Below are 16,397 nucleotides of genomic sequence, written 5' to 3'. Positions count from 1 at the left end.
AGTTTTGCTTTGGTATCAGCGCATAAATTCCATCAGCTTTTAATCCATTCATCAATTGGAATTACTGCAATCGCTGTTTTCGCTCCATGTGCGCCGTCAATCCCGAAGTTCTTTGTTACATGGTAAGCCACTTCATTCATCGGAATAATGCAAATGGCATTTGTCTGAACTACAAAATGCGCAAGTGCAAACTCTAATTTTCTCCACAAAAAAAAGCAGCTATACGCCGCTTTTTTACTTTACGAAGTGAATATTTTAACGATTTGCATGGCCAAGTAGGCGATTCCGGCGCCGATTAACGGGCCGACGGCGACGCCTCCGAAAAGCGCGACGGCAAGTATCGTGCCGATGACCAGCGCCGTTGTAATATGAGGGTCGTTTTCCAATAAGGTGAGACCGTTTTTGGCGATTAAGGCAACCGCGATCCCGGCACCGAGAGCGATCCACGCATAATACGATTTCATCGCTTCTCCGAGCTGTTTAAAACCGATATCACCTGTGGCAATCGGCACTAAAACGGCGATTGTAATCACGGTGACCCCCCAGTTGATGCCTTTTGACTGAATAACCGGAAATAGTTTCTGATCAAGACCGACAGCTTTTATCACAATGAGAAAGCCGACGGCAAAAAGCAATGACTGATTTTTGGCTACCAATGCGATGGCCAGCAATAATAGTAAAAATAAATTCGCCTGTGTAAACATCCTGAAAGCACCCTCTTTCATCATATCTGTATTCATATCCTTTTTTTTGACGAATAAACTAATGTAATAGGACGTGCCGACCGAGAGGAGGATCGATGTGAATCCGCACTATGCAACTGTTTTTTTCCGCGCGCTGTTTGTACTCGCTGCGGCCGGCGGCGCTTTAGCGGCCGGTTACGCCTCATTTCCGTTAACTTATCCGTTTCTGATCGCCCTTATTCTGTCATCAGCGATCATTCCCGTAGTTGACTGGCTGGACAAACTGACGGGGATGCCCCGGTCAGTCAATACAGTCATTGTCCTGGTCTTCTTTTTGCTTATTCTTCTTGGCGCGGCGACATTTCTCGTTGCGGAAATCATTTCGGGAACCGCCTATCTGGCCAAAACGCTCCCTCCCCATATCAGCGCCTTTATGACGTATTGCGAAGAGCTGTTCACTTCCCGCATTCAGCCATTGTACCACGAGCTGACCGTCCTATTTAACGGACTGGAAACCAATCAGCAGGCATCCATCGTGACGCATATTCAGACCCTCGGTGATACAGCCGCTAAAAATGCGGGGCTGATGCTTTCACATCTTTTGGAGCTGGTGCCGAAATGGATTGCCTTCCTTCCCAATACAGCTGCCGTCTTCATTTTCGCAATGCTGGCGACTTTTTTTATGACAAAGGACTGGCATAAGCTGAAGGCGCTGCTTTATTCCATTCTTCCGGAACGGGTTTCGGCAAACGCCAAGGCCGTATCGGGAGAGCTGAAAAAAGCGATGGCAGGTTTCATTAAGGCGCAGGCCGTGCTCATCCTTTTCACGATGATCATTGTCTTTATCGGACTTTTTCTTTTAGGGATTGAGCATGCGGCAACCATCGCCTTTTTTATCGGCCTGGTTGATCTGCTCCCGTATCTCGGCGCCGGGTCGGTCTTTGTTCCCTGGATTATGTATTTGGCCATTGCCGGTCAGCTTCCTCAAGCCATCGGTCTCGGTATTTTATATATTGTGGTTCTCATTCAGCGCCAGCTGACGGAGCCGAAAATTTTAAGCAAGTCAATCGGACTTGATCCGCTTGCGACCTTAATCGCCCTGTTTGCCGGCTTTAAACTGTTCGGAATTTTAGGACTGGCTGCGGGGCCCGCCCTGCTCGTTTTCATTCAGGCCTTTATCACAACGGGCGCTTTAAAAGAAATATGGGCCTATATTACTGTTCAGTCCAAATAAAAACAGCAGCCCTGTAAGAAGGCTGCCGTTTTTATTTGATAATGATCCGCTTATTTTTTGACATTCCTCTCAGCCATTTGAACAAAAGCGGCTTCATGCGGTTCCGAGTGAACGGAATCAGAAGACAGGCCCCTGCAATATCGGACAGAAAACCCGGAAGCATCAAAAGCAGGCCTCCGAAAAAGACGCATATTCCGTCAAGAAGCGCTTCCCCCGGCATTTTGCCGTGCTGCAGGTCGCGCATCACCCGATGATACACATCGGTTCCCTGTCTTTTTGCCACCAAGGCGCCTAACACGCCTGTCAAAATGATGAGAAGGAAGGTCGGAAAAATACCGAGCCATTTTCCCGCCAGCAGAAACAAGCCGATTTCAATTGCCGGACACACGATAAACAGTAAGAATAACACTCTCATTTTTCTGCCCTCCCGCCCTTCTAAAAGCGCGTCACCGCCCGCATGGGAATAGGAAAATCAGCCTAAAGACAAAAGAGAAGGGAGAACCCCCCTCTCTTTTTTAAAGCTGTTTAAAGAACGCTTGCGCGGCCTTCATACACAGCGCCGCGGGCAGCGTCAACTGTGATAACCTGTCCTTCTGTTAAAACTGAAGTTGCGTTCTCCAGACCGACGATAACCGGAATGCCCAAGCTTAAACCGACAACGGCTGCATGGCTTGTCAGACCGCCTTCTTCAGTGATGAGCGCTGATGCTTTTTCAAGTGAAGCGATCATGTCGCGGTCAGTGCTTGAAGCAACCAATACTGCGCCGTCTGTCATTTTTTGTTCAGCTTCTTTCGCATTTTTTGCAACAACGACCGGACCGAATGCAGATTTGCGTCCGATGCCTTGCCCTTTCGCGATAACGCTGCCGACAGTGTGGACTTTCATCAGATTCGTCGTGCCTGATTCACCGACAGAACCTGCTGTAATGACAATCAGATCACCGCGTTTCACGATGCCGCTGTCAAGTGATTTTTGAACCGCGTCTTCAAGCATTTCATCGGTTGAATTCGCGTTTTGGCCGCTTGCCGGGAATACACCGAATACAAGGCCGAGTTTGCGTGATACAGACTCATTAACCGTAACGGCTACAATCGGAGCCTGCGGACGGTATTTCGCGATCATACGCGCCGTATGGCCGCTTTCTGTAGGGGTAACGATAGCTGCCGCACTCAGATTGATCGCCGTGTGCGCAACTGATTGGCCGATCGCATCGGTAATCGTCATGCCGACCTGATCTCTGCGTTTAGACAGAATTTCTTTGTAGTTCAGAGATTCTTCCGTACGTGTGGCGATGTTAAACATTGTTTGAACCGCCTCGACAGGATATTGTCCCGCAGCCGTCTCACCGGAAAGCATGATAGCGTCTGTGCCGTCGAAAATGGCGTTGGCAACGTCACTTGCTTCAGCGCGTGTCGGACGAGGGTTGCGCTGCATGCTGTCAAGCATTTGTGTCGCAGTAATAACCGGTTTGCCGAGCGCGTTGCATTTTTTGATCATTTCTTTTTGCACGAGCGGCACTTCTTCAGCCGGAATCTCTACGCCGAGGTCTCCGCGCGCTACCATTAAACCGTCAGATACTTCCAGAATCGCATCCAGATTGTCTACGCCTTCCTGGTTCTCAATTTTAGGGATGATTTGAATGTCAGACGCGTTATGCTCTTCAAGCAGTTCGCGGATTTCCAGGACATCCGTAGAACGGCGTACAAATGACGCAGCGATGAAATCAACGCCTTGCTCGATACCGAATACGATGTCTTTGGCGTCTTTTTCAGTAATTCCGGGAAGGTTGACGCTGACGCCGGGAACGTTTACGCCTTTTTTATTTTTCAGCGTGCCGCTGTTTAAGATTTTTGTTTTGATTTCGTGTTTTTCCGGATTTGATTCCAGCACTTCCAATCCGATTAAACCGTCATCCAACAGGATGATAGACCCTGCTGACACGTCGTCTGCCAGGCCTTCATAAGAAACTGAGAATTTTTCAAGCGTTCCCAGCACCTGTTTCGTAGAAACGATAATTTCATTTCCCGCCTGAAGCTCAAGCGCGCCGTTTTCCATATCGTGCGTGCGGATTTCCGGACCTTTCGTATCGAGGAGAATCCCCACGTTTTTGCCGAGCTTTTTGCTTGCTTCTCTGATGTTTTTGATTCTTGCGCCGTGCTCTTCGAAATCACCGTGTGAAAAATTCAGACGAGCAACGTTCATACCCGCTTCCATCAATTTTGTCAGCATTTCTACACTTTCACTGGCCGGACCGATTGTACAAACGATTTTTGTTTTTTTCAACTCGTTCACTTCCTTCTGAAATCTTCAGCTTCTTCCGCCTTAAATAGACAGTTCTTTTGAAAGCTGATACATGTTTGGTTCAACAGTATGTTTTGATTCTAAAATTTCTATAATATCATGGTCTACAAGCTTGTTGTTTTGTATACCTACGCAGCGTCCGCCTTTTCCTTTAAGCAGAAGCTCAACCGCGTAAGCGCCGAGGCGGCTTGCAAGAACCCGGTCAGAAGCGCTTGGAGATCCGCCGCGCTGGATGTGCCCTAAAACGGATACCCGTGTTTCAAGGTTCGTTTCTTCTTCGATGCGTTTTCCGAATTCAACCCCGCTGCCTACCCCTTCTGCAACGATGATGATACTGTGTTTTTTGCCGCGGTCGTGCCCTCTCTTCAAACGGCCGATAATTTCCTGCATATCGTAGTCCGCTTCAGGAATTAAAATTGATTCCGCTCCGCCTGCAAGACCTGCCCATAAAGCAATGTCGCCCGCATGGCGCCCCATCACTTCAATAACGTATGTACGCTCATGAGACGTAGCGGTGTCACGGATTTTATCAATCGCATCAATTACGGTGTTTAGCGCCGTATCAAATCCGATCGTAAAATCAGTTCCCGGGATGTCATTATCTATCGTACCCGGTACACCTACACACGGAAACCCGTGTTCCGTTAATTTTTTCGCACCCATGTATGAACCGTCTCCGCCGATGACGACAAGACCTTCAATGCCGAGTTTCTTTAAATTTTCGATTCCTTTTTCACGGCCTTCAACTGTTTTGAATTCAGGACATCTGGCCGTGTACAGCTTTGTTCCGCCGCGGTGGATGATGTCACCGACCGAACCAAGCTCCAGTTTCTCTATTTTTCCGCTGATTAATCCTGAATAACCGTTATAAATTCCGTACACTTCGACGTCGTGGTAGATAGCTTTCCGCACAACCGCGCGCACCGCAGCGTTCATACCCGGGGAATCCCCGCCGCTCGTTAAAACTCCTATACGCTTCATTTCCTATTCACCTCAGCAACATATATATGTTAAACATATCATGATCATTGCCCTAAAACAATGAAAAGGGACGCCTGAGCTCCCATGAAACCTTACCTATTATACAATTAAATAAATTGTTTTTAAATAAAATTTAAGGAATATCACAAAAATCACAAAAAATAAACGTGAGCCATAGGCTTCACGTCTATTCAGTTTACCCCGATATATTGATCTTCAACCGAAACTTTCCCGATTGCTTTATATTTTTCATAGCGCTGTGAGATCAATTCTTCGGCGTTCATTTGAAGAAGAGATTTTAACGTTTCTTTAAGAATACCGTCAATGTAGCCCGCCTGCTGCTTGATATCATGGTGAGCTCCGCCCTTCACTTCTTTAATCATATCATCAATAATTCCTAATTCTAATAAATCGGGCGCAGTAATCTTCATGGTTTCGGCCGCTTTTTTCGCAAGGCTGGAGTCTTTCCACAAAATGGACGCGGCTCCTTCAGGAGAAATAACGGAATACGTCGAGTTCTCAAGCATCAGCATGCGGTTGCCCACACCTAATGCAAGCGCGCCTCCGCTGCCGCCTTCCCCGATGACGATACAAACGACAGGCACTGTCAGGCCGGCCATCTCGAACAGGTTCTTGGCGATGGCTTCACTTTGTCCCCGTTCCTCCGCCGCTTTACCCGGGTACGCTCCCTTCGTGTCGATGAAGCAGATAATCGGGCGGTTGAACTTATCCGCCTGCTTCATGAGACGAAGCGCTTTGCGGTAGCCCTCAGGGTGAGGCATCCCGAAATTGCGGACGAGGTTTTCTTTCGTGTCTTTTCCGCGCTGATGTCCGATGACGGTGACCGGCATGCCGTGATATTTGGCGACTCCGCCGACAATCGCAGCATCGTCTCCGTATGTTCTGTCTCCGTGGCACTCAAAAAAGTCGGTAAACAGGTATTGAATGTAATCAAGCGTCGTCGGCCGGTCGGGAAGGCGTGCGATCTGCACTCTGTCCCACGGCTTCAGGTTTTTATAAATCTCATCCTGGAGCTTGCTTAGCCGGTCTTCAAGCCTTGCGATTTCAGCGCTTAAATCCATCTCCGAATCTTGGGTGAATTTTTTCAGTTCGGCGATTTTCGTCTGCAGTTCAATCACTGGTTTTTCAAATTCTAATCTTGCAGCCACTCATGCTCACCTCCTGTTTGGTGCATGTCCAGCAGAAATGCGAGTTTGTCTTTCATGTCGTTTCGGTGAATCACCGCATCAAGCTGGCCGTGCTTTAATAAAAATTCCGCCGTCTGGAAATCTTCCGGCAGTTTTTCCCCGATCGTCTGTTCAATAATACGTCTTCCGGCAAATCCGATCAAGGCGCCCGGTTCAGCGAAATTATAATCACCGAGAGACGCGAAACTGGCCGATACGCCGCCTGTCGTCGGATGGGTCATGACAGAAATAATCAGTCCCTGCTCCTCACTGAACAGTTTTAATGCAGAGCTTGTCTTGGCCATTTGCATAAGGCTTAAGACCCCCTCCTGCATACGTGCGCCGCCGGAAGCGGTAAAGATGATAAACGGGACTTTTTCCTCTTTTGCTTTTTCAATTGCAAGCGTGATTTTTTCGCCGACAACCGAACCCATGCTGCCCATTCGGAATGTTGAATCCATGATCGCGATCACGGCCGGGAATCCGCCGATGGTTCCTTTTCCGGTAACCACCGCTTCATTCAGCGATGTTTTCTCACGGTCTTTTTCGATTTTTTCTAAGTATCCCGGGAAACCGAGCGGGTTTTCAGATATCATTCCCTGGTTGAATTCTTCGAATGAATCTTCATCCAGGAGGCTTTCAATGCGCTGCTTTGCATTCATCGGGAAATGGTGCCCGCAGTTCATGCAGACGCGCAGGTTTTTATCTAACTCTTTTGTGAGCATGATTTTTTTACATTTGGGGCACTTTGTCATAATGCCTTCCGGAACATCATGTTTTGCCTGCTCAGACGGCACGGAAGCATATTTTTTCTTTTTTGTGAATATATCCTTTAACAAATGATTACCTCCCTTTTGTGAAGGGTTCTCTTCACTGCATGTCTTCCGATTAGATAGACTTAATAATAACTTTACCGAAACTATTGTACTTTTTTTGTCAAACGGTGTCATCCTCCATTCGACATTTTTTGCTGCAAAACAGACGGAAACGGACGGATTTCATACCGTAAAAAGCGTTGTTCAGCCTTATCTGTCAGCGTTTTCAAAAGAAATAAGGATTCTGCTGAAATTTTTTTAAGACCTGCCCTTAAAAAAATGCCAGCAGTCCGTATATTGAACAGCAGCGCGTTGTTTTTTTCCAACGCGCTGCCATTTCATTTTTGTGTTATTATTCGCCGATGACTGTGAGCTGTCTTGTTTTTTCAGCCACTTCCTCAGGATCGACCGTAATTCTGGCGACGCCCGTTTCCATCGCTGCTTTCGCAACAGCTTTCGCAACGGCAGGAGCCACACGTTTGTCAAATGGAGCCGGGATGACATAATCAGCGCTTAATTCTTCCTCTGAAACGAGGGAAGCAATCGCTTCAACCGCAGCAATTTTCATTTCTTCGTTGATGTGAGTCGCGCGAACGTCAAGCGCGCCGCGGAAAATTCCAGGGAATGCCAGAACGTTGTTGACCTGGTTCGGGAAATCAGAACGGCCTGTTCCGATTACGCTTGCGCCGGCTGCGCGCGCGTCTTCAGGCATGATTTCCGGATTCGGGTTGGCCATTGCGAAGATAATCGGATCTTTCGCCATGCTTTCCACCATTTCTTTCGTCAGCGCGCCTTCGACTGATACGCCGATAAAGACGTCTGCATCTTTAATGACATCCTGCAGCGAACCGTCGTTGCGGTCTTGGTTTGTAAACTTCGCCACTTCGTTTTTCACTGCGTTCATGCCGGCCGGACGCCCTTCGTAAATCGCCCCTTTAGAGTCGCACATTACGATGTCGCGTACGCCGAAATGGTAAAGAAGCTTGATGATCGCGATGCCTGCCGCTCCCGCTCCGTTTGCCACAACTTTAATGGATGACATGGATTTTCCTGATAATTTCAGCGCGTTTACAAGTCCGGCAACGGTTACGATGGCAGTGCCGTGCTGATCATCGTGGAAAACCGGAATGTTTGTTTCTTTTTTCAGGCGCTCTTCGATAATGAAGCAGTTCGGCGCCGCAATATCTTCAAGGTTGACACCGCCGAATGTCGGTGCAAGCAGCTTCACAGTGTCAATGATTTTGTCCACATCGTTTGTGTCAAGCGCGATCGGGAATGCATCCACGCCCGCGAAACTTTTGAACAGCACCGCTTTCCCTTCCATGACCGGAAGAGAAGCTTCAGGCCCGATATTACCGAGACCGAGAACGGCTGATCCGTCTGTTACGACTGCTACCATGTTCCCCTTCATTGTATAATCATATACTTTATTTTTATCGTCATAAATCTCTTTACAAGGCTCAGCTACTCCGGGAGAGTAGGCAAGGCTTAAGTCGTCCGCGTTTCTGACTTCTACCTTTGCTTTTGATTCCAGCTTTCCTTGATTTACTTTGTGTAAATGTAACGCTTCTTCTCTTAATGACATTCTAAACACTCCTTTTAAGTACTTTGTTACATATTCTGCCGCATAGACTGGTACAATCGCTGGAGGTGAAAAATTTCAGAATCTTTAAATAAGATAGCACAATTGTTTCAATTGTATAACAAAACGATTATTGTTACCACTATTTTAACACGACGTTTTCGCGGCCCAGCAGCTCTTTTAAACGGTATAACGCCTGATGGTCCGCCTGAATATGAAAAGTATCCGGCAGCCTGATCGTCTGCTTGTCTTTTTCATAATAAAGATAAACGCCGGTTTCCCCTTTATGCTCCAGTAAAATACGCTTCATCTTTTCCAAAAACTCCTGATTGTGCCGGCTGCCTTCGATTTTGATGTAAACAGACGGCGCTCTGTCTGCCTCCGTCTGCTCAAGAAGAGAGGCGGATGACATGATGAATTGTGTCTTCTCCTGACGCTCTTCCATTTTCCCGGCGGCGAATAAAAGCGCGCCTTCTTCTAACAGCGGAGACAGCCTTCTATATTGGTCAGGAAACACGACGGCTTCCATTTCTCCCGTTTCATCGCTTAATGTGAGAAACGCCATATGCTGACCTGTCTTTGTCCGAATCGTTTTGATGCCCGCGAGCAAAGCGCCGATTGACAGCTGCCCCTTCGGCATCTGCCGCGCTGCTGTGATCGCTTGCGCCCCCCGTTTTTTCAGGAGATCCCTGAAAGCAGACAAAGGATGGCTTGAGAAATAAACACCGAGAGCTTCTTTTTCGAACCGAAGCTTGTCCACGAGCGGAAATTCCTCAGCCTCTACATATTTTGGCTTAATGGAGAACGATTCTTCCAAAAACAATCCCATTTGGTCATCGTCTGCACGAAAAAGTTCAGCGTGCTCTAAAGCCACATCAACGGAGGCCAGCAAGGCTGCGCGATTTTGATTGAATTCGTCCATGGCGCCAGAAAATATAAGGGCTTCGATGGTTTTCCGATTCACGCTTTTTGCAGGTACGCGAAAGCAGAAATCGAAAAGATCCTCGAACGGTTTATGTGTTCTTGCTTTATAAATATCTTTCACTGCCGAGACGCCTACGTTTTTAACGGCCCGCAAACTGTATCTGACGGCTCCGTTTTCCGGCGCAAACGGAAAACCGCTTTTGTTTATTGACGGCGGAAGGACTTGAATCCCGCTCCCCTTCGCTTCATGCAGATATTGCGATATTTTGTCCTCATTGCCGATGACGCTCGTCAACAGCCCGCACATAAAATATAACGGATAATGGGCTTTTAAATAGGCGAGCTGATAGCCGATCATGCTGTATGCGACAGCATGGCTTCTGTTGAATCCGTAGTTAGCGAATTTTACAATCAGATCGTAGACCTCGTTTGCAGTGACTACAGAATACTCCTTTTTTAAGCACCCTTCAACAAAATGGCTTCGCTCTCTGTCCAGAATGTCCTTTTGCTTTTTGCTGACAGCCCGTCTGAGCAGATCCGCTTCACCTAATGAAAACCCTGCCATGCGCGAAGCGATCATCATTATCTGTTCTTGATAGACGATGACGCCGTAAGTGTCACTGAGAATATTTCTTACGTCCTCGTGCGGCACTTCCACACGCGCCCGCCCGTGCTTCCGGTCGATAAATAACGGAATATTTTCCATCGGTCCCGGCCTGTAAAGCGCGTTAACCGCGACAATGTCTTCCAGTCTTGACGGCTTCAGGCGTTTCAGCACGTTTCTCATTCCTGATGATTCCAGCTGGAAAATACCCGTCGTATCACCGTTTGACAATAGCGAGAACGTTTTTTCATCCTGATAAGAAATCTCGGAAAAATCAATTTTCGTATTCGTCTCTTTTTCAATCATCATTTTAATGGATTCAATAAGCGTCAGGTTGCGCAAACCTAAAAAGTCCATTTTTAAAAGACCGAGATCTTCCAAGTGATCCATCGCATACTGCGTTAAATACACGCCGTCATGCCCTTCTTGAAGAGGGACAACTTCAGAAAGCGGCTCTTTACTGAGAACGACCCCCGCCGCGTGTGTTGACGTGTGCCGCGGAAGACCTTCAATTTTCCTTGCGATCTGAAACACTTTATGAAGAACGGCGGATTCGGACAGCCGCCTGTTCAGCTGAGCGGACTGCCGCCTCGCCTCCTCAAGCGTCATTCCCGGTTTTGACGGAATCAGGCGGGCAAGCTGGTCGGCTTCTTTCGGGCTGATTCCGAACACTCTCCCAGTATCCCTTAACGCCGCCTTGGCGGCCAATGTCCCGAAGGTGATAATCTGGGCGACGTGCATGGCCCCGTACTTATTTTGTACATACTGAATGACCTCATCCCTTCTCGTATCAGGGAAATCGATATCAATATCCGGCATGCTGATCCGCTCGGGATTAAGAAACCTCTCAAACAGCAGAGAATGTTTAAGCGGATCCACGTCGGTAATGAAAAGGGAGTAAGCGACAAGCGAGCCTGCCGCGGACCCCCTTCCCGGGCCTGTCACAATGCCCTTTTCATGCGCGTACTTCATAAAGTCCCATACGATGAGAAAATAATCACTGAATTTCATGCGCCTGATGACGTCCAGCTCATATTCAAGCCGGCGGACAGCGCGCTCATCAGGAGTCCCGAAACGGAGGCGCAGCCCCTCATGACAGATCTCCGCCAAATAGTCATCGGCTGATTTGCCGTCCGGCGCCGGAAAAGACGGAAGCTGTGTCTGTCCGAGGCTGACATCGACCCGGCATTGCCGGGCGATACGCGCGGCTGCTTCAATCGCTTCCGGATGCCGCGTGTAAAACTCTGCCATTTCTTCAGGCGTCCTCAAGTATAAGTCCGGCAGATTCCCGCTCTGATCCTCCCATTTCTCTCCGGCTTTAATAGCGCACAGACAGCGGTACGCATCTTGATCTTCTTTCTTGATATAACGGACATCCCCCGCAGCGCAGACAGCGATTTCCGTTTCGGCTGACAGGCGGAGAATCTCTTCTGATAACGTCTCATGTCCTTTAAACGGCTGGTACCCTAAATAAAAACGGCCGTCTCCGAACAGCTCCCGGAAACCTTCGGCAGCCCGGACCGCTTCTTCAAACTTCCCGGCTTGAAGCAGGCTTTCAATGTACCCGTTTTCACCGGGCGTAATGGCGATCAGCCCCTCATGATAGCTCTTCATCCATTTTCGCTTCATACCGCCCTTTGCCATGGATTGCAGCGCACTTGAGATTTTCACCAGGTTCTGATATCCGGTGTTTGTCTCTGCTAAAAGAATGAGCGGGTGTGCTTCAAGCTCCGTATCGTCCGTGTATATAGAAGCCGTCAGACCGATAATCGGCTTAATTCCGTTTGATTTGCATGCTTTATAAAACTCAATGGCGCCGTACATCACATTTTCGTCCGTCAGCGCCAATGATGAATATCCGAGTTCCTTCGCTTGTGCAACAAGCTCTTTTACAGAAGCGGCGCTGTTTAACAGGCTGTAGCCGCTATGTACTTGCAGGTGAACAAAAGACAATGCCGCCACTCCTTTCCCATACGTTCATTTTGCCTTTCTACATTATAAGACGGGTTTTCTTAAGAAACAAATGTTCTTTTTTGACTCATCATCATACTTGTCCGTTTCGCTCAATATGATAGAAAAGTGAGGTGGTGTATATATGGATCAGGAAGCCGGATTTATGGCGAATTTCATCAGCAGTTATTTTATCGCCCTCGGTGTGTTGCTCGGCGGCGCGCTGATCGGCGGCCTCGGAGCTTATTTATCAGGCGAGCCTCCGCTGACGGCGATCACAAAATTGGCGAACAGGCTGAAGATCTGGGCGCTTGTCGCGGCCATCGGGGGAACATTTGACGCGGTATACAGTTTCGAGCGGGGGCTGTTTGAAGGCAACACGCGCGACATCTTCAAACAGCTTCTTTTAATTATTTCAGCAATGGGCGGCGCGCAGACCGGCTGGCTGATTATTTCATGGCTGACCCAGGAGAATATGTCATCATGAGAATTCCCGAGTATTATAAAAAACCGGGATGGCAGCGTTTTTTTGCGGGAATGATGTGCGGAGCCATCGTCAGCTGGCTGTTCTTTCTGTTTACATACGGAACGTTTCAGGAAGAACAGGTGACGTTAATTGAAAAGCAGCGGGAGCACGCGCGGGATTTAAAAAACCAAATCTCCATCTATCAGAAAGATCTTCATAAATTAAATGAGGATAATAAGCAAAGGCTGCTCATCCAAAGTGTTGATGTGAAGCTGATCAATGGGGAAAAATACAGAATCGCCCAGCCTGACAAGATGAAATTTGAGGAACAAGTGAAAGATAATATTTCTGAAGTCATCACAAAGGATATTGAAAGCGTGTATAAAACAAAGGAGCTTTTAAAACGGACGATCGAAAACAAAATATACACCATAAATGAGAAGGAATTTAAAGCTGAAGTAAAGGAACTGACGATTTATACGAGATTGTCTGTCGAAATTCATATTTCTTTTGCGACGTAATTATGTCATTTTTAAAAATTTTCCATAGATCTGTCGCTTTTTTCTCCGCTTTTTTATAAACTGTAGATGAGACATTTTCAATGATTCTGAAGGGAGGAAGGGAAAATGGAGGTTTTTAGTGAACGACGCTTGGCAAAAGATCATGCAGCCCGAATCAGACAAGGCTATTCCGCATATGCAGAAACAGACACACTCGCTTCCCTCATAAAAAAAGAACTCCAAATCTGTAATCTCCGCGTCTACGAAGACCTGACTGAATTCGGCTGCTGGTTCATCCCCGTGACAGATGAACACTAAGAAAGAGGGTCTCCCCTCTACTTGTGTTCGTTACATATCTCTTCCAGATCAGCAAGAATCTGATCGGTTTCATCCCAGCTGAAGATGGATGCGCCGGCCGCAAGCGGATGTCCGCCGCCATTGTATTTCCGGGCAATTCCGTTGATGACCGGACCTTTTGAACGGAACCGGACTCTGATTTGATCGTCTTCTTCTACGAAAAACACCCAAGCGCGGATACCCGAAATATTTCCGAGTGTTCCGACAAGCTGCGACGCTTCAGAAGCGGTGGTTCCATATGTCTCCAAAATGTCTTTTTTAATGAAAACGGAAGCGACGCCGTTTTCAGACAGTGACACATTTTGATAAATAAAGCCGTTAAGCTTCACCACATTTAATTTTGTTTCATACAATTGATTGAACAGCTCTGACGATGAAAATGGGAACTCAATGAGCTCTCCCGCGTATTTTAATGTCTTTTTTGTGGTGTTCGGGAATAAGAAGCGCCCCGTATCACCGACGATACCCGCGTAGATCAGCTCAGCTGCTTTCGTATTCAGTTTCCAGCCGTGCTGCTTTCCTTCCAGGTACAGCTCATAGATCATTTCGCTTACGGAGCTTGCATTCGTATCGACCCATAACAGATCGCCATACGGATCTTCATTTGGATGGTGGTCTATTTTCATGAGCTTCGCGCCGGAATGGTAGCGCTGATCGTCGACCCTGCCTTGGTTTGCGGTGTCGCACACGATGACAAGAGCATCTTTATAGGTTTCGTCATCCACCTCATCGAGGGAATATAAAAAAGACAGGGACGGCTCAGGCTGTCCGACGGCAAAAATATTTTTTTCGGGATACGTTTCCCGCAGGATTTCCGTAAGGCCGCACTGTGAACCGTAGGCGTCCGGGTCAGGCCTCACATGTCTATGTAAGATAATGGTGTCATATAATGATATGGTTCTGATCAGTTCGGATTTCATCGTTTTCTCCTTTTCGTTTTTATTCATTTAATCATACTCTTTATCCATGGAAAAGGAAAATCTTTCAGTAACGGTATAAACGGTTTTGCAAACTCATATAATGGAGGATTTCATTTATGCTGGTTTTTGTTTTTCTCATCGGGCTTTCTGCCTGCTTTTACGTGTATTACAAAGTAAAAGGAATCCAGACGAAACGGGCGCTGGAGAAGGAATGTTTTTCGGCTAAATCAAGTATGGCATTAGGTGCGCTGGTGCTTTTGTACGGAGTAAACCAAATGATTCTGTTTCACTCCGTCCTGACCCTGGTCATCGGCGGCGTCTTCATTTTAATCGGAGCAGGCAGCGCATGGGCCGGGTATAGAGCCTATAAGCATTATGAGCCCATCCATGCAAAGGAAGCGGAGAGGGACCACGCATAATGAATGCAAAGGGACCCGGGTGCGTCCCTTAACTTCTCTCCATCAGCTGCACCATGAGCATCGCTTTTGAGACGATGCCGCTTTGGCTTGACACTTCCACTTCCATTTTCCCGAATTTCCGGCCCGCCTCTAAAATGCGCGGTTTCACTTCAATGACCGACTCCATCTGTACGGGCTTCAAGAAGAAAATCGTAATGCTTTCAATGACCAGCTCGCCGCGTTTGCGGGAGCGTAAAAATCGGCTGGCGGCCTGGGTTAAAATCGTCGTAAACACCCCGTAAGAAATCGTGCCGAGCTGATTGGTCATTTGCGGCGTGACTTCATATTGATAAACGGCCGGCGTTTTGTCATCTTCCTCTTCTTTAAATCCCCTTGAAACAATATCATCCAGCTTTTCACCGACCTGAGGCTGCTTTTGAACCATTTGAAGCGCTTTTAAGACATCCTGGCGGCTGATCATTCCGATCAGTTTGTGATGCCCGTCTGTCACCGGAAGCACTTCAATTCCTTCCCAAACCATCATTTGAGCCGCTGAGGCGACAGATGTTTTCCCGATCACCGTGACAGGGTTTTTGGTCATTACTTTTTCAATCGGAACTGACCGGTCATGCCCCGCGATATCTTTCGATGTGAGGATTCCGTGGATTTTCATCTGCTGATCGATAACCGGGAAGCGGCCGTGTCCGGTTTCATAGTTCTTTTCGTACCATTTCTCCAGCTTATCCTTAGGAGACAGCGTCACTGTCCGATCTGCGGGCGTCAAAATGTCTTCCACGAGCACAATCTCTTTTTTTATGAGCTGATCATAGATCGCCCGGTTGATCATCGCGGCTACCGTAAAGGTATCGTAGCTCGTGGAGAGAATCGGAAGCTCAAGCATATCAGCCAGCTCGATAATGCTGTCGTCGGTATTAAACCCTCCCGTTACCAAAACAGCCGCGCCCGCTTCAAGCGCCTGGCGGTGGGCGTTGATTCGGTTCCCGACGATTAACAGGTTCCCCGCCGCCGTATAACGCATCATCGCGTCAAGCTCCATCGCGCCGATCACAAACTTATTCAACGTTTTATGCAGACCGGCTTTTCCGCCGAGCACCTGGCCGTCTATCACATTGACGACCTCGGCGTATGTCAGCTTTTCAATATTTTCTTTTTTCTTCTGTTCAATCCGGATGGTCCCCACACGTTCAATAGTGGAAACGAATCCTTTGTTTTCGGCTTCCTTAATGGCTCTGTAAGCCGTTCCTTCACTGACTTTCATTTCTTTCGCAATTCTTCTGACCGAAATTTTTTCACCGACAGGAAGCGAATCTATGTATGATAGGATTTGTTCATGCTTTGTTGCCAAGCGTTTCACCTCTAAGGACAGTCTTCTGCTTTTATTATAAGGGTACGGGGGATTCATTCGCAATGAGACGCCCGAAAAAAGGCGGCATCACAAAAAGACCTTCTGAATGCTTGATTCAGAAGGTCTTTG

Annotated in this window: 15 protein-coding genes; 5 read left to right on the top strand and 10 right to left on the bottom strand. The window is 47.7% G+C overall.

From position 1 onward, the window contains the following. Positions 1–239 precede the first annotated feature (239 nt). Positions 240–704 carry a DUF441 domain-containing protein gene (locus AR442_RS05020; RefSeq protein ID WP_003152447.1) on the bottom strand — a complete coding sequence of 155 codons (465 nt, stop codon included), beginning with the start codon at positions 702–704 and terminating at the stop codon, positions 240–242. 97 nt (positions 705–801) lie between these two features. Here AR442_RS05020 and ytvI point away from each other — a divergent pair, with 97 nt between their 5' ends. Then, complete coding sequence (gene ytvI, locus AR442_RS05015) at positions 802–1,917, top strand: sporulation integral membrane protein YtvI (RefSeq protein WP_021494434.1); 1,116 nt, start codon at positions 802–804, stop codon at positions 1,915–1,917. Positions 1,918–1,948: 31 nt separating this feature from the next. Here ytvI and AR442_RS05010 read toward each other — a convergent pair whose 3' ends face one another. The 7 genes from AR442_RS05010 to dnaE all read right to left on the bottom strand — a co-directional run bounded on the left by AR442_RS05010 (position 1,949) and on the right by dnaE (position 12,264). Next, complete coding sequence (locus AR442_RS05010) at positions 1,949–2,332, bottom strand: FxsA family protein (protein WP_012118168.1); 384 nt, start codon at positions 2,330–2,332, stop codon at positions 1,949–1,951. 110 nt (positions 2,333–2,442) lie between these two features. Beyond that, positions 2,443–4,200 carry a pyruvate kinase gene (pyk, locus tag AR442_RS05005; RefSeq protein ID WP_007408069.1) on the bottom strand — a complete coding sequence of 586 codons (1,758 nt, stop codon included), beginning with the start codon at positions 4,198–4,200 and terminating at the stop codon, positions 2,443–2,445. A gap of 39 nt (positions 4,201–4,239) precedes the next feature. Next, positions 4,240–5,199, bottom strand: a complete 960-nt coding sequence (gene pfkA, locus AR442_RS05000) for a 6-phosphofructokinase (RefSeq protein WP_007408068.1) — start codon at positions 5,197–5,199, stop codon at positions 4,240–4,242. Positions 5,200–5,390: 191 nt separating this feature from the next. Continuing rightward, entirely contained in the window at positions 5,391–6,368 is a 978-nt protein-coding gene (gene accA / locus AR442_RS04995) for an acetyl-CoA carboxylase carboxyl transferase subunit alpha (RefSeq protein ID WP_014418621.1), read from the bottom strand. Further along, positions 6,353–7,225 (bottom strand): acetyl-CoA carboxylase, carboxyltransferase subunit beta, encoded by an 873-nt coding sequence (gene accD / locus AR442_RS04990; RefSeq protein WP_017418350.1) that lies wholly within the window; start codon positions 7,223–7,225, stop codon positions 6,353–6,355. Before accD ends, accA begins: the two co-directional genes overlap by 16 nt. Before the next feature lie 328 nt (positions 7,226–7,553). Then, positions 7,554–8,786: an NADP-dependent malic enzyme gene (gene ystJ / locus AR442_RS04980; RefSeq protein WP_007613079.1), complete on the bottom strand. Its 1,233-nt coding sequence runs from the start codon at positions 8,784–8,786 to the stop codon at positions 7,554–7,556. Between the two features lie 139 nt (positions 8,787–8,925). Next, positions 8,926–12,264, bottom strand: a complete 3,339-nt coding sequence (dnaE, locus tag AR442_RS04975; RefSeq protein ID WP_032863545.1) for a DNA polymerase III subunit alpha — start codon at positions 12,262–12,264, stop codon at positions 8,926–8,928. 142 nt (positions 12,265–12,406) lie between these two features. Between dnaE and ytrH the strand changes: the two genes are divergently transcribed. The 3 genes from ytrH to AR442_RS04960 all read left to right on the top strand — a co-directional run bounded on the left by ytrH (position 12,407) and on the right by AR442_RS04960 (position 13,545). After that, positions 12,407–12,748, top strand: coding sequence for a sporulation membrane protein YtrH (gene ytrH / locus AR442_RS04970; protein WP_003152438.1), 342 nt, complete (start codon positions 12,407–12,409; stop codon positions 12,746–12,748). Further along, on the top strand, positions 12,745–13,248 hold the full coding sequence (ytrI, locus tag AR442_RS04965; RefSeq protein ID WP_007408062.1) for a sporulation membrane protein YtrI: 504 nt from the start codon (positions 12,745–12,747) through the stop codon (positions 13,246–13,248). The genes ytrH and ytrI overlap by 4 nt, the downstream gene beginning before the upstream one ends. Before the next feature lie 105 nt (positions 13,249–13,353). Continuing rightward, positions 13,354–13,545, top strand: a complete 192-nt coding sequence (locus AR442_RS04960) for a YtzJ family protein (protein WP_003152436.1) — start codon at positions 13,354–13,356, stop codon at positions 13,543–13,545. 17 nt (positions 13,546–13,562) lie between these two features. Here AR442_RS04960 and AR442_RS04955 read toward each other — a convergent pair whose 3' ends face one another. Continuing rightward, positions 13,563–14,504 carry a DHH family phosphoesterase gene (locus AR442_RS04955; RefSeq protein ID WP_014418624.1) on the bottom strand — a complete coding sequence of 314 codons (942 nt, stop codon included), beginning with the start codon at positions 14,502–14,504 and terminating at the stop codon, positions 13,563–13,565. A gap of 116 nt (positions 14,505–14,620) precedes the next feature. Here AR442_RS04955 and AR442_RS04950 point away from each other — a divergent pair, with 116 nt between their 5' ends. Beyond that, complete coding sequence (locus AR442_RS04950; protein ID WP_014418625.1) at positions 14,621–14,923, top strand: YtpI family protein; 303 nt, start codon at positions 14,621–14,623, stop codon at positions 14,921–14,923. 28 nt (positions 14,924–14,951) lie between these two features. On the opposite strand, the gene AR442_RS04945 is transcribed toward AR442_RS04950, so the two are convergent. Continuing rightward, on the bottom strand, positions 14,952–16,268 hold the full coding sequence (locus tag AR442_RS04945; protein ID WP_007408058.1) for a CBS domain-containing protein: 1,317 nt from the start codon (positions 16,266–16,268) through the stop codon (positions 14,952–14,954). Positions 16,269–16,397: the final 129 nt, after the last annotated feature.

Origin of the sequence: Bacillus velezensis (genome assembly GCF_001461825.1) — a bacterium.
Taxonomy (GTDB): domain Bacteria; phylum Bacillota; class Bacilli; order Bacillales; family Bacillaceae; genus Bacillus; species Bacillus velezensis.
Note: the sequence above shows the minus strand (reverse complement) of the source record. Positions and strands in the feature narration are given on the sequence as shown.

Bases quoted from the DNA above. Each gene is read 5' to 3' on its own strand.
- AR442_RS05020 (WP_003152447.1), bottom strand. From the start codon at position 704: ATGTTTACACAGGCGAATTTATTTTTACTATTATTGCTGGCCATCGCA.
- AR442_RS05010 (WP_012118168.1), bottom strand. From the start codon at position 2,332: ATGAGAGTGTTATTCTTACTGTTTATCGTGTGTCCGGCAATTGAAATC.
- pfkA (WP_007408068.1), bottom strand. From the start codon at position 5,199: ATGAAGCGTATAGGAGTTTTAACGAGCGGCGGGGATTCCCCGGGTATG.
- ystJ (WP_007613079.1), bottom strand. From the start codon at position 8,786: ATGTCATTAAGAGAAGAAGCGTTACATTTACACAAAGTAAATCAAGGA.
- ytrH (WP_003152438.1), top strand. From the start codon at position 12,407: ATGGATCAGGAAGCCGGATTTATGGCGAATTTCATCAGCAGTTATTTT.
- ytrI (WP_007408062.1), top strand. From the start codon at position 12,745: ATGAGAATTCCCGAGTATTATAAAAAACCGGGATGGCAGCGTTTTTTT.
- AR442_RS04960 (WP_003152436.1), top strand. From the start codon at position 13,354: ATGGAGGTTTTTAGTGAACGACGCTTGGCAAAAGATCATGCAGCCCGA.
- AR442_RS04955 (WP_014418624.1), bottom strand. From the start codon at position 14,504: ATGAAATCCGAACTGATCAGAACCATATCATTATATGACACCATTATC.
- AR442_RS04950 (WP_014418625.1), top strand. From the start codon at position 14,621: ATGCTGGTTTTTGTTTTTCTCATCGGGCTTTCTGCCTGCTTTTACGTG.